Origin of the sequence: Bacillus sp. UNC69MF, from assembly GCF_000746035.1 — a bacterium.
Lineage (GTDB): Bacteria > Bacillota > Bacilli > Bacillales > Bacillaceae > Bacillus > Bacillus velezensis.
In genome coordinates this window covers 865,163-880,149 of record NZ_KN050798.1, presented here as the reverse complement: position 1 = coordinate 880,149, position 14,987 = coordinate 865,163, and the positions used below count along the sequence as shown (strand labels likewise).

Sequence of the window (14,987 nt, the reverse complement as noted above, 5' to 3'; positions counted from 1 at the left end):
GTTAAACCTCCACTTCATAGGTATCCCAGATGTTTGCCGCAGCTTTTTCGTTCGTTTCTTCTTTGCTGTCCGGCGAAATCAGCCGCTTATTTAATGCAGGCGGTGTTAAAGGATGGCGCTTGATTCGGCGCCCTTCGTCTTCCTGCCACGCTTCCACAATGACGTGAGCGTTTGTTCCGCCGTCGGCAAAGCAGTTAATTCCTGCCGCCGGCATTGGTGACGGCCAGTCTGCCAGAGTGCGGCTGAACTGAATATTGGCCTTTTCTCTATCAAAATGTGTATTTTCATGCTCGCCTGATAAAAACGGGATAAAGCTCTTTTCTTTCAGCATGAGAACAACTTTTATGAAACTTGCAATTCCTTCCGCGCAAAGCGGGTGCCCGATGTTCGGTTTCACAGATCCGATTCCGAGCGGGCCGGCGTCTTTTGAACGGTAGACGGATTGAATGGCCTTCAGTTCTAACAGATCCGTCACGACCGTGCCTGAACCGTTCGCTTCAATATGAGTAATGTCTTCCGGCTGTTTTCCGCTTTTTTCAAGAGCCGTCTTCATGACGGATTTTTGCGCTTCCAGACTCGGCGTAGCCGGGCCTGCCGTTCTTCCGTCATTATTGACGGATGCCGCCTTCACTACGGCATAAATAGAATCTCCGTCTTCAATCGCCTGAGACACGGTTTTTAATAGAACCATTCCGACACCCTCGCCCAGCACGACTCCATCGGCGCGTTCGTCAAATACATGGAACGACTGCGCTTTACTTAATATGCCGCGCTGTTCAAATAATTTATGGGTTTCTTCTGATTCAAACAGGCTCACGCCGCCGACGACGGCCGCTTTTATTTCTCCTGTTACAAGAGCCTGCACGGCCATATTCATTCCGACTAAAGCAGAAGAACAAGCCGTATCGAGGACAACACTCGGGCCGCGCATATCAAAGTATTGAGAGAGATTGGCGGCCAAATAATTCTGGCCAAGCGCGACGATCGGGTTTTTCGCGTCCAGCAGTTTCTCTTCACCCGGTCTGTGACGGCTGCGTCCGCCGAGATACACACCTATTGCTTCTCCCTTTATCTCATCCGGCGTATAGCCCGCGTGATACCACAGGTTAAGGCATTCTTCCAGAGCGGCCAAAGCTTGAGGGTCCATTGCCTTTACATCTTCTTCTGCCAGTAAAAAGAAGTCCGGATCAAATTGATGAATTCCATCAAGCATTCCCGCGTAATAAGGCGTCTTCAACCCCCATCGTTCAGCCGGAACAGGACCGATAGCCGAACGGCCTTCAGCCAAAAGCGACCAGTACGCCTCTAAAGAAGCCGCCCCCGGAAACCGGCAGGACATGCCGACGACCGCGATATCTTCCCGGTGAATCTGTTTTCCGTCCGGCTCTTCTTGCATCTTAACGGCTTGTGTTTCAATTACCGGCTCAGCCGGATTCTTCTTAACAGGCTCCGCCGCCAAATCAAACCGTTCCGACAAAACTTCTGTATATCCTTCGAGAAGCCAATTTGCGAAAGATTGAATCGTCGGATATTCATACAGAATGGACGGGTCAAGCGATGCCGAGAGATTCCGATTGATCCGCTGCAGAAGCTGAGCAAGAATAATGGAATCCACTCCGTAATCTTGGAATAATACGTCTGTCTCAAGCTGGTCCTGGTCAATCCGCAGCTCTTCAGAAAATAATTCTTTCAGCCATTCTTCTGTTTTCCTTGTTAATTGAGCGTTGTCTGCGGCAGCATAAGCGGTTTTTTCCGCCGGTTTTACCATAGCCGGACTCATTGGCTGATCCTGCCTGCTCCGCCGCAGGAATCGCTCCGGCTTCCACAGCTTAGGATTCAGAACGGCCGGCAGCACCGGGCCCCTTGCTGATTCAAGAAGTATGCCGTCAAGGAGCTGTAATCCTTCTGCATTCGTGATGCTGTATAGCCCGCTCTCTTTATAAGCTTTGTTCGTTACTTCGCCCATTCCGGTTTCTTTCCAGTTCGGCCACTGAATGCTTACGATCGGCAGCTGCTCTTTGTATGAGTTTGCAAAATAGTCCATATACGCATTGGCCATGGCATAGTCGGCCTGTCCTGCCGAAAGCGCCGGTATCGCAGCTGACACGGAAGAGAACAAGACGAAAAACTTCAGCGGCTCTTCGCTGAGCACACTGTATAACGCCTGAAGCCCGTCTACTTTCGGCTCGAGCACGCGCTGTATGTCTTCATCGGTTTTTCTGATGAATGCGAGCGTCTCTTTATCGGTCACACCCGCGCAGTGAATCACGCCGCCGATAGGTCCGAGCGTCTGTTTTATCTGACTCAGTTCCTGTCTCAGCCCGGCTTCATCAGCTAACGGGACTGACAAAACCTTCACTTGTACACCTTTGGATTCCAAGTCGAGAACAGCTTCAATTTTCGCTTTTACAGAAGCCGTCACCCCATTCAGTCCGCCTGTCCACTCACTTCGCGGCGGAAGGGTCTCACGTCCTGTAAGCACCAGTTTTTTCACTCCGTAATGTTCGGCAAAATGGCGTGCGCATAAAAGACCGATCCCTCTCGTCCCTCCGGTGATCAGAAGCACATGGTTGTCCGGAAAATCAATTCTCTCGCCTTGCATATTCATATTTTCTGAGCCGCTCAATACGGCGCGGTAGCGCAAGCCGTCCCTCCGGCAAACTTCCGCGTCATCAGTACGGGCATGAAACTCATCGGCAATCTGCTTCGCCAGTTTGTCATCAGAAAGCGCTCCTTCAAGGTCGAGATGCCTTGAAGACAGATGACCGTACTCACATGCCAGCATTCTGTACAGACCGGCCCGTTTTGCTCCCGTTATTTGATTGGCCTTTTTCCCCATTGACTCAAGGTCTTTCGTGACACAAAGCAGTGTTATCCCTTTTTTATGCCCATGCTCAATCAATTGCTGAAGCCATTTGATACCGGTCATATCTCCAGAAGCTTCTTCTTTCGCTGCGCCGAGAAGGTCGATGACTCCGCCAAACGCCTGCCAGTCATATTCACCGGTAAGGTCTGATGTTGTGATAATACGGTGATTCGGCATATGCGCTGCGATCTCTTCTGCGAGATTGATCGTGTCCCCGCCTGTCAAAATCGCAACGGAACGTGGGCACGGTTCACGCAGTTCGAGCGGGCTCGGTTCCCATTGTTTCGTCAGAATACGTTTCATCCGTTCCTCTGTATGGACCTTATTTTTGTCAGGATTCTCCGGTACCCAATACGTGTCTTTTGCAAACGGATAAGACGGTAGACTGAGTAAACGCGGCGTACCCTTTTCATACAGCCGGTTCCAATTCAATACGCCGCCTTTCACCCATACCTCTGCCAGCTTGGCGAATTTGCCTTTTTTAATCCAGGCGTCAATGACGATGTCCATATCTTCATCTGCCGTGAACAAGGCAAACGTATCTTTATTGCGGTGAGACTGGCCGGTATACAGCCCGGCGATGTTTTTCTCGTTTTTTGTAAATGCTTCCAGCTTTGTTTCCAATTCCGCCATCGTCGCTGCAAGAATGGCCAAGCGCTCTTCCATTTCGTCCCTTCCGATTTGCAGCGTATAAGCGACGCCCGCCAAGTCTTGATCTGTATACGGCGTTTGACGGATCGCTTTTTGCAGCTGCTGCGCCTGTTCAAACAGTTTTTCTTTTGATTTGGCGGACAAAAGGATGATTGCCGGATTTTCCGGGCTGTGCTCAGGCTGAGCGGCTGCTTTCGGGACATACTCTTCAATGATGATATGGGCGTTGACCCCGCCGATGCCAAATGAGCTGACCCCGGCCCGGCGCGGAATGGCGTTTCCGTTTCTATCTTTTGCTGCCGTCCATTCCTGATTTTCCCGCACGATGTAGAAAGGACTGTCATCAAGCTGAATGTACGGATTGATCGTCTCGCAATGCAGGCTTTTCACCAGCGTTTTGTGTTTCATTTGCAAAAGCACTTTCATGACGCCTGATACCCCCGCGGCAAGCTCTAAATGGCCGATATTGCTTTTGACCGAACCGATGCCGCAGCGGTGACCGGAGACTTCGGGCTCTTGATTTGTTTTCGCCAGCTCGTGAAACGCCGCTTTCAGACCGTTTATTTCAATCGGATCGCCCAATTCCGTTCCTGTACCGTGCGCTTCAATATACGTGACGGTGCTCGGGTCCACTCCCGCTTTCCGGTATGCTTTCACCAATAAATCAGCCTGCAGTTTCGGATTCGGCGAGGTTAACGTATTCGCCCGGCCGCCGTGGTTTTCAGCCGTACCGCGGATCACGCCGTAAATCGGATTGCCGTCACGTTCTGCATCTGTCAGCTTCTTGAGCATCAGAATTCCCGCGCCTTCTCCTCTGACATACCCGTTGGCATCTTTGGAGAAGGTTTTGCATTTTCCGTCTTTGCTGAGCATGCCTGCTTTGCTGTAGCTGATATGCGCTTCTTCCGTCAGAATCGTGTTGATTCCCCCGGCAATCGCCATGTCGCATTCTCCGTTTTCTATAGCGGATACCGCCCGGTGAATCGCCACAAGCGAGCTTGAGCATGCCGTTTCAATCGGCTCGCTCGGCCCGTGAAGATTTAACAAATAGCTCAAACGGTTCGGACCAATGGAAGGAATCATGCTGCCTGTCGCCGCATGTCCTTCCGGCGCAAGACCTGCCCTTGTGAACAAATCTTTATAACCAGTATTTCCGGTGCCGATAAAGACGCCCGTATTTGTGCCGGAAAGGCTTTCCGGCTTACAGCCCGCATCTTCTATCGCCCGCCATGCATAAGTCAATAACAGCCGCTGCTGCGGATCTAAATATTGGGCTTCCCGCGGTGAAATCCCAAAGAACAGCGGATCAAATTCAGCTATTCCGTCGATAAAGCCGCCCCACTTGATATTCGTTTTGTTCCCTTCAAGATTCGGGTCGCCATCAAACGCTTGCCAATCCCAGCGTTCTTTCGGAATGGTTGTGATCGAATCCTTTCCTTCTTTCAAATTGCGCCAAAATTCCTCTATATCCTTTGCACCCGGGAATCGGCCGCTGATTCCGACAATGGCAACCGGGTCCAAGCGTCGCGGCTCTTGTGTCGCTGCCGCAGCGTTCATTACCGTTGCGAAGCGCTTTTTCCGCTGCATTTTCGGTTTTTGGGCTTTTGGCTGCTCTTTTTTCGGAGACTCTTTCTTCTTTTCGCCGAAACGGCCCGGATGCTCTTTTGCCAAATATCCGGCGAGACCGCTGATCGTTCCGTACTCAAAGAAAATCGTCGGCGCCAGCTCCAGCTGATACGCTTCATTTAATTGATTCGTAAAGACGGTAAAGGATACGGAATCAAAACCGTATTCACTCAATTCCGTATCTGTCTCAATGTCCTCACGGTCAACTTTTAAAATGCCGCTTACCATGGCTGTCAAAGCGGTGTGAAGCGTTTGAAGAGATTCTTCTGCATCGTGTTTTTCTTCCGGCTGAGAAGGAAGGCCGGCTTCTGCCTCATCCGTCAAATACTCTGCTAAACTGCGGATCGTCCCGTGTTCGAAGAAGATCGTCGGCGCCAGCTCCAGCTGATACGCTTCATTTAATTGATTCGTAAAGACGGTAAACGATACGGAATCAAAACCGTATTCACTCAGTTCCGTATCAATATCAATCTCGTCTTGGCCGACTTTTAAAATTGAACTGACCAATCGGATAAGCGCACCGTGCCATTTGTCTCCCGAAACGGCGGATACAGGCTCTATACTCTGCACCTGCGGCTTTTCAGTTTCAGAAACAGATAGGAACGACTGTTTTAATTTTGCTGCGTGTCCTTCGGCTGCTAAAAGTTGCGGCTTTTCCTGAGCCATTCCTTCATAAAATGCAGCCAGGCCTGACGCCTTTTGAAGCGGAACCATGCCGAAAGCTTTTTTCATCATTTTCTCCGTCTCGTCTCCCGCCTGCATACCGCCATCTTTCCACAGCGTCCAGTTAAAGGCGACCGTTTTTCCGTGCCGAAGGCCATTCTCCGTAAGGGATTGCCTGTAAGCGGCGTATGCATCCATAAACGCGTTGCCGGCGGCATAATCAGCCTGCCCGACATTGCCGAGAACGCCAGAAACACTGGAGAACAATACGAAAAAGTCAAGATTGCAGTCTTTGCTGGCTTCATCTAAATAAGCGGTTCCGATGACTTTCGGGTCAAGTACTTCTCTGAACTCTTCCTTCGTTTTTTGCAGCAGGAAGCGGTCTTGTATCACTCCCGCAGCGTGAATAATTCCGTTAAGCTTTCCGAATTCCGCCGTAATCTCTTTGATCAGCGCTTCATTTTCCCGCCGGTCTGCCGCATTCAGCTTTTTGTAGACGACATTTGCGCCGGAGTGCTGAAGCATAGCAAGCTCACGCTGTTTGGCTTCTGCCAGATTTGAGCGGCCGGTCAGAATGATTTTCGGGTGTTTTACGCGACCTGCGATTTCTTTTGCGAACATCAAGCCCAGGCTTCCCGCGCCTCCGGTAATCAGATATACACCTTCGTCCTTCCAGACGATGCCGCCCCCTGCGGGATGCATTTCTTCCCAAGCCTTCACATACCGTTTTTCTCCTTTATAACGGATATGTTTATCATGCGGCCGATGACTGTCGTTTTTCAGTTTTTGAGCGACAGCCGGCATTTCGCCGATTGATTCCATTTCGATGAGCTGACAGTCAAGTTTTCCGTATTCCAGCTCGGCTGTTTTTAACAAACCTGTTAACCCCGCAAACAACTGCTGGCTGCCGTCTGCTGAGATAACGGTCTGAATCAGAATGCGGCCCTGCCTTTTTTCGCTGATGATCCGCCGGATGTGTTCGGCGATTGTCTGCGCAAAGCTTTGGAAGCGTTCAGCGGCTGTTTCACCCTCACCTTCTGCAATCAACAGTTCGGCGTCTTTCAGGCCGGATGCCGCTTCATCTTTTATACGGCAGGCATCTTCACAAAGTATGATCAAATGCTCATCAGCATGGACAGAAGCTTTCTCGGATGCGGCGGCTTCTTTCCAGACCGGTGCAAACAAGACCTTTTCCGAGCCTGATAGCCGCTGAGCCGATTCTGCATCGCCTTCAAGCACTCTCGTAGAGAATCCTCTCACCTTCACGCAAAGCGCTCCTGTTTCGTCGAACAGGTCAATGTCGGCTTTCTGCACGGAATCACCGGTTTGATATCCATCGCTGAAACGTGCATGCGCCCGTATAGTCGGCGTGCATGCTTTGATGACTTCAAGATATTCCAGCGCAAACGGCAGAATCAGCTTTTGTCCGGAAAACTCCTGCATAATGCAAATCGTCGCCGTCTGAATAGCCGAATCAATGATGCTCGGATGAAGTGTAAATTGTCCATTCGTGTGAGAAACAGAATCCGGAAGCTGTATGTCCGAGAGCACTTCTTTATCACCGATAAAGGCGGACTTAATGCCTTGGAAATCTCTTCCATGGAACATCCCCCTGCTCCTGCCTTCCCGATAAAAGGCCGCCGGATCAAGAATATCCGCTTTGCATCTGTTTTGTATGGCAGAAAGGTCGGCCTCAGGCTCTTGTTCAGCCTTAATGATTTCGGCCCGTCCTTGGCTGTGCAGCACTTCTTCGCCGTCAGCGTTTACGCTGTAAATGTCATATGAGATGATGCCGTCCTCTTCAGGGAAAAGCGCAATATGGACTTGGCGCTCTTGTTCGTGAACGACGATCGGTTTCATCCAGACCGTATGATGGAGCGTTATTCTGTCTTGGTCTTTTAATAAGCCGCCAAGCGCACGTTTTACCGCTTCATAAGACATTTCCAAATATGCCGCTCCCGGCAGCACCGCTTTTTCCCTGACCACATGATCCTTCAGGAAAAATTCTGAGCCTGTAAACCGTGAGCTGAACCGCTGAACGGCCAAATCTGACGTGTTTTGCTGCACGAGCGGGTGTAAAACTGAGACTCCGGTGTGTGCGGCAGATGTGTTCTTTTCTGCTTTTTTCGGCCAGTACGGCTCCTTTGCAAACGGGTAGACCGGCACGCTGATTCGTTTCGGATGCTTGTCTTTGTAAAGCTTGTGCCAATTGATGGCGACGCCTTTACTCCACATTTCACAGAGCTTCGGTCCTTTTCCTTTCGCAAGCCATTTCTCAATGAGTTCAGCGCTGTCATCATCATCAGAAAGCCAGGCAATATCTTTCGCCTGCTGTTTTTCTCCTCTGAAGCAGCCTGTTACTGCCGGCTTATCATTGATAAAATCGGCAAGCTGCCGCTTCAGCTCCGCAGTGCCGCTTGTGATAAAGGCCGCGCGCTCTTCCATCGCTTCCCTTCCGACTTGGAACGTGTAGGCAAGATCAGCGAGGTCTGTGTCCGTTTTTCTTTCCAGAAAAGCCAGCAGCTGTTTTGCGTACTCCTTCAGACGATCTTTTTTTCTGGCAGACAACGGAATGATGAACGGACCGGCAGCGTCTGCTGCTTCAGATGCATCCGGATATTGTTCAAAAATCGCGTGTGTGTTTGTCCCGCCAAGACCGAAAGAGCTTAAAGCCATGCGGTGCGCTCTGTTCTCACGGGTTAACTCTTTCTTTTCTTCCGCTACGTAAAACGGAGAGTCTTCTAAATGAAGATTCGGATTCGGCTCTTTGTAATTGATGCTCGGCGCGATTTCCTGATGATATAAGCTCATGACAACCTTGATGCAGCCCGCCATTCCGGCCGCTGTATCCAAATGCCCGAGATTTGTTTTGACTGAACCGATGCCGCAGTATTGTTTTTTATCTGTATATCGGCCGTACACCGATTGAAGTGCGGACAGTTCGATCGGATCGCCGAGTTTTGTTCCTGTGCCGTGAGCTTCGACGTACGCGATCGTTTCGGGATGTATGCCCGTCTGATCAATGACCTTCTGAATGACCTCAGCCTGTCCTTTGACGCTCGGCGCATAAAATCCGACCTTATCCGCTCCGTCGTTATTGACGCCGATTCCGCGCAGCAGCGCATAAATATGGTCGCCGTCCTTAACGGCATCCGACGCTTTTTTCAAGAGCACGGCGCCGGCCCCTTCACCGCCGATCATTCCGTCAGCATCCGCGTCAAACGCTTTAATATGCCCGTCGCTCGAAAAATTCAGCCCCGGCTGATGAACATACCCGGCGCTTGATTCCGTATGAAGGGTCGCACCGCCGACAAGGGCGTACTTGGCTTCGCCGGACTGCAGGCTTTGAAAAGCCGAATGCAGGCCGATTAACGAAGATGAGCAGTTGGCATGGACAAAATAGCTCGGCCCTTTCAACCCGAGTTTATGAGAAATCATCGTCGGAATCGTACCGCTTTGGGCAAGCACCCATGACACGTAGCCATCCGGCGTTTCCAGCTGTGCTGTCGTCTCCCCCGGCAGCAGGCTGCGGTAAGAGTTTGTGCTGGCAGACATATACACGCTTGTTTCCGGAATTTCTTTGGAGATATACCCCGCATCCTCGATTGCCTTCCATGAATGGAGCAAAAGCATTCTCAGCTGAGGGTCCATATATTCCGCATCTTTCGGTGAAAAGCCGAAGAAACCGGGATCAAACATTTCTTTCCCCTCTAAAACTGATTTAGCCGGAACGAAGCCGGGATGATCAGCCAGTTCTTCAGAAATACCGAATCGGCGGAGCTCTTCTTTTGAAAAGAAGGTGATGCTTTCTTTGCCTTCTTTGATGTTATTCCAAAATTCATAATGATCTTTCGCTCCCGGAAACTCACAGGATATACCGATAACCGCAAGACTGTCCTCGTAATAATCGGGAAATTCTCCCGCCGGGTGTTCCCGGTCTTCTGCATTCACTTTCTTTTGCGGCACAGGAGCCCAAACGGCTTCTTTCGGTTTTTGTTCAGCGATATACCGGCTGATGTCTTTTACCGTCGCGTATTCAAACAGCTCCGTTACACTGAATTCACAATCCAATTCCTGCGTCATCCGGTCAGTGACAGTCACGGCAAGAAGCGAATCTCCCCCCGCATCAAAAAAGCGGTCATCAAGCTCTATATCTTTGCTTTTCAATACATCCTGCCAAATCGCCAGCACCGCCTGCTGGATATGAGATGATGAAAATGTTTGTGTGTCCGGCTGCTTTTCCGTCAGATCGCGGGCAGCAAGAAGCTTGCGGTCCACTTTTCCGTTCGGTGTGAGGGGCAGCTCTTCAAGACGGATAAACGAAGCTGGCGTCATATAGGCCGGCAGCGCTTGTTTCAAATGATTGCGCAATTCCTTTGCAGACGGAAGCGGCTCTCCGTTTTTCAGGATATAAAATGCGCAAAGCTTTTCATTTCCGGAGTGATTGTTCACAACCACTACGCTTTCCTGTACGGCCGGATAGGCATTCAGCCGGCTCTCAATATCTCCGGGTTCAATCCGGTAGCCGCGGATTTTGACTTGGGTGTCCATCCGTCCCATGTATTCAATGCGGCCGCCGGGAAGAAAACGCGCCATATCGCCTGTTTTATAAAGCTTTGATCCCAGTTCGAGCCGGTGGCTGACGAAAGCTTTATCTGTCAGCTCAGGCTTGTTGAAATACCCTCTTGCCAATCCGTCTCCCGCAATACAAAGTTCTCCCGGCACCCCTTCTAAAACAGGGTTGAGACCGGAATCCATAATATACACACGGGTATTGGCGATCGGGCGTCCGATCGTAAGCGCGTTCTCATTTTCCGTTATCCGCTGCACCGCGGACCAGATTGTCGTCTCTGTCGGCCCGAACATATTCCAAGCCTCACTTTTCGTATCGAGAAACTGCTGCTTCAATTGTTCGCTAAGCGCCTCTCCGCCGCAAAGGATTTTCACATTTTCTTCATTTGACCATCCGGAATGAAAGAGCATTTTCCATGTAAACGGGGTCGCCTGCATGATCGTCGGTTTGTACTCTTGAATCAGCTCTTTCAGCTTCCGTGCGTCTTTTGTGACTTCTGTCTTACAGATGTTGCACTCCGCTCCTTTGATTAAAGGAAGGTAAAGCTCCAGTGCCGCGATGTCAAAGCAATATGTCGTGACGGCAAGCAGTTTGTCTTCGGACGAAAGCCCCGGTTCATTCGCCATCGAGAGTAAGAAATTGGTCAGCGCCCGGTGCGGAATCATCACGCCTTTCGGTTTGCCCGTGCTGCCCGACGTGTAAATGACATACGCCAGATCGTCAGGTGTCACTAACCGCTTCAGCGACGTTCTTTCCGCGGCTGTACTTTCAATATGAGACCAATCGCGGTCAATGGCAGTTGTCTGCACGCCTCCCCAGTTCAAAGAGTGCTCTAAATCAGCTGTCGTCAGGCACATTGAAATCCTGCTGTCGGCGATCATATATTCCAATCTGTCAGCGGGATAAGAAGGATCAAGCGGCACATACGCTCCCCCGGCTTTTAAAATGCCGAGAAGGCCGACAGCCATATGCAATGAACGGTTTGTATAAATGCCGATGAGATCATCAGGGCCTGCACCGTGCGCCTGCAAATAGAGCGCCAGCTTTGTGCTTTTTTCATCAAGCTCACGGTACGTCAGCTTTTGCTCTTCATACACGACCGCACAAGCGTCCGGCGTTTCTGCCGCCTGACGTTCGAATAATTCATGGAAGCAGGCATCCGGATATTCACGGCTTGTCTCATTCCAAGTATTAAGAATCATGTGCTCCTCTCTTTTTGTCATGAGAGAAACGTTCTCAAGCGGCGTATCCGGATTCGCCGTCAAAGCTTCAGCAGCCTGTACAAATTGGCTGAAAAGTCTGGCCGCCCCTGCTTCGTCGAATAATTCGGTGCTGTATTTAATCGTAAGATCCATGCCTGATGCTTCTTCCCACATTTCAAATACAAGATCATATTCCCCCTCTTGATGAATGTCTTTTACAAACTCACAGGAGAATTCCTTGTATTCATCAAGCATCGATTGATAGCTGGAATGCTGCAGAAAGTTCTGATAGAAAAAGGCATTGCTGAAAACAGGCGAACCGTTCTGCCGGGGTTTCGCATGCACATCACGCACCATTTTCGGAAACGGATAAAATGAGTGATCCAGTCCGTCCAGAACGGCATCCTGCACCTTTTGAACAAAGTCAGCAAATGTTTCTTTTCGTCCGGCTCTGCTCCGTATGGGAAGCATGTTGAGGAAATGGCCGACCACTCGGTCAAAACGTTCTTCGGGTCTGACCATTGCAGGCATGCCTGTCACAATATCTTCCTTATCCGTATATTTGCTTAAAAGCACCATATAGCAGCTCAGCATGACGGTAGACAAATGAATCGAACGGGATGCGGCAAACGCCGTTATATTATTCAGCAGCCGTTCGGGAAGACGGCGTGTCAGCGTATCTTCTGTAAACTCCGGAACACTGCTGTCCGTGCGCATCGGCGGAAGCTGAAGGTCAGGCAGATCGCCCTCGAGCTGTTTCATCCAGTAAGCGCGGGCAGCTTTGCTTTCTTCACCCGCTAAATACCGCTTTTCCCAAGCCGCGAAATCGGGATGAATACCGGGAGCGGCAGCTGTAAACTCTTCTTTTCCCTCCAGCAGCGCCTGATAATGATCCAGCAGACTGTGAATAAATGTAATGGATGAAATGCCGTCAAACACGATGTGGTGAATGACCGTCAAAAGATAATGTTCCTCGGCGGATTTTGAAAGCAGCTGCACGCGCAGCAAAGGCCCGCCTTCTTTGACAAACGGCTCTTTCACTTTTTTCCGTATCAGAGCGGATATTTGTGATTCATTGACGTCAGAAATATCTTCTTCCGAGAATACAAAAGGATCTGCCGCTTCTATGAAATAAAACCCGCCGTCTGTTTCATTCACGGCGCTTTTGAGCATCGGATGCTGCTTTAATACGAGCTGAAACGCCTGTTTCAGTTTCTCTTTGTCGATTCCGGATGTGAATCGGAAACAGAGCGGGACATGGTATGCAGTCGTTTCAGGCGACATTTTCTGCAATGTCCACAGCCCTTTTTGGACTTCTGAAAGCGCTGGCGCCGTTTGCCGTCTCTCCCGTTCTGCCGGCGGTTCGGCTTTTTGGGGATGATGGTCCGCTGACATGTTTGCCGCTTTTTCAGCAGTATAAGCCGCTAAAGCGCCAATCGTCGGATTTTTGTGCAGCTCTCTTGCCGTCAGCCGGATGTGATACGTTTTTTCAATTGATCTGGCGAGTTTCATCATCTTGATGGAATTGACGCCAAGACTTTGAAACGGCGTATTTGGATCAACGAGCTCATCCGCGATGGAAAGTTCCTCTTTCAGAAAACGGATAAAATCCCGTTCAATTTCTTTCTCTGCAGAAGCCGTGTCTGAATTGCTGCCTTCTTGTCTGTTATTATGTAATGAATCAAATTGCCCTTGTTCAAATGAATGTTTCAGCTGAGTGCGCTGGATTTTCCCGATCGCCGTCTTAGGAATGTCTTCTTTTGCGACCGGAAGCAGATAATCAGGGGTAACGCCGATTCTCTGTGTCACGTGCTGGTGAATGTGATGAAGAAGCTTCGTCATGCGGTTCTCATCCAACGGAACAGATGTCACAAAGAAAATCGCCAGCTCATCTGTCGTGCTTTGATTCGGCCGGACGGCGCATGCCGCTGTATATGACGTTTCAATTTCCGGCAATTCCTCAACGGCTGATTCAATGGCATGGCTGTAATAATTCACACCGTTGATAATGATGGCATCTTTCGTGCGCCCCGTTATCGTCAGGCGGCCTTCACGCAGAAATCCGAGATCTCCCGTTTCAAACCAGCCGTCTTCTGTAAAGACACTCTCGTTTAAGTCCGGGCGCTCATAATATCCGCTCGTTACAGTCAGACCCGACACTTGGAAGCGGCCGATTTCTCCTTCTTCCACCACTTGATTGCGGTCATCCGTAATTCTCATATTAAATCCCGGGATCGGCAGACCGATCTCGACGAAACGATCGTCGTCACTCGTGTTTTCCAGTGTAAACTCATCTGAGAAAATAACGCCCGAAGACGTTTCGGACATTCCCCATGCGGGACGGATGGCATTAGCCGGCAGACCGTGCGGCTCTAAAAGCTCCATAATTCTGCGTCCGACTTTCGCAACCGCGGCCTCCCCGCCGTTCAGCATGTAACGCATGGAAGATAAGTCCCATTTCCGCGTTTGAATCTCTTCTGCAAAATCAGCAAGCAGCCCAAAGGCAAAATTTGGGGCCCACGTGACCGAAGCGCGGTAATGATCAATCAGGTCGAGCCATTTTAAAGGGTCCATCAAAATGGATTCGCTCGGTATGTTGATTTCCTCACATCCGAGATAAACATCACGCAGATGAAGCATTCCGATGCCGCCGACATGGTCAAAAGGCATCCAGTTAAACGTGACATCCTCACTTGTATAGCCCTGCATCTGAATATTTCCTTTGACCATGCAGACGATGTTTTCATGGCTGAGCATCACGGCTTTCGGCGTGCCTGTGCTTCCCGAGGTCAAAAGCAGCATCGCCAAATCTTCCGGACGGGGATGATGACAGTCCGTATCCATTTCATGCGCACTGAGATCTTCTGCCGCCAAAGCGCAAAACCCGGAAAGCTCCTGCTCCTCCGCCCATTCAGTCATCTCCGGCAGCACGTCACGGCTTGTGATGACATACGGCTGATTCAAAAGCGTCCAGGCGTCTTTCAGTTTTTGCGTCCCGCTGTTCATTTCTGTATAAGCCGGAGCGGCCGCAAGCGGAACCGGGATCGCTCCTAAAAAAACACAGCCCCAAAAAGCAGGAATCAGCTGGGAATTGTCACTGAGCTGTAATATGACTTCATCCTGAGCCTTCACTCCTGATTGGCGGAGCCCTTTCACAATCGAAAGAGCGATCTTTTTCAGGCCGCTGTAAGTCTGGTACACTTTGGTGCCGTCAGGCTGTATATATGTGATGCCCTTTTGATCTCCCGCTGCCGCGGCGGTTTTGTGCAGGACTTCAGGAATCGTCATCGGCTGATCCGCTGAAAGCCGCAATGATTTTCCATAGCTGACAGATGGCTTGAGTAACCCGCTTGCCTTCATATCACTTTTCATAGAGCTGCCTCCATTTCATCTGTATGTAAGATGT

1 protein-coding gene is annotated in these 14,987 nt (G+C 50.3%); it reads right to left on the bottom strand.

Annotated features, from left to right (window positions below; genetic code table 11):
* Position 1: 1 nt before the first annotated feature.
* Positions 2-14,953, bottom strand: coding sequence for a non-ribosomal peptide synthetase (locus BR62_RS0116370; protein ID WP_032871521.1), 14,952 nt, complete (start codon positions 14,951-14,953; stop codon positions 2-4).
* Positions 14,954-14,987 lie beyond the last annotated feature (34 nt).

Excerpts from the sequence above, each read along its gene's own strand:
- BR62_RS0116370 (WP_032871521.1), bottom strand. The coding sequence starts at position 14,953 with ATGAAAAGTGATATGAAGGCAAGCGGGTTACTCAAGCCATCTGTCAGC.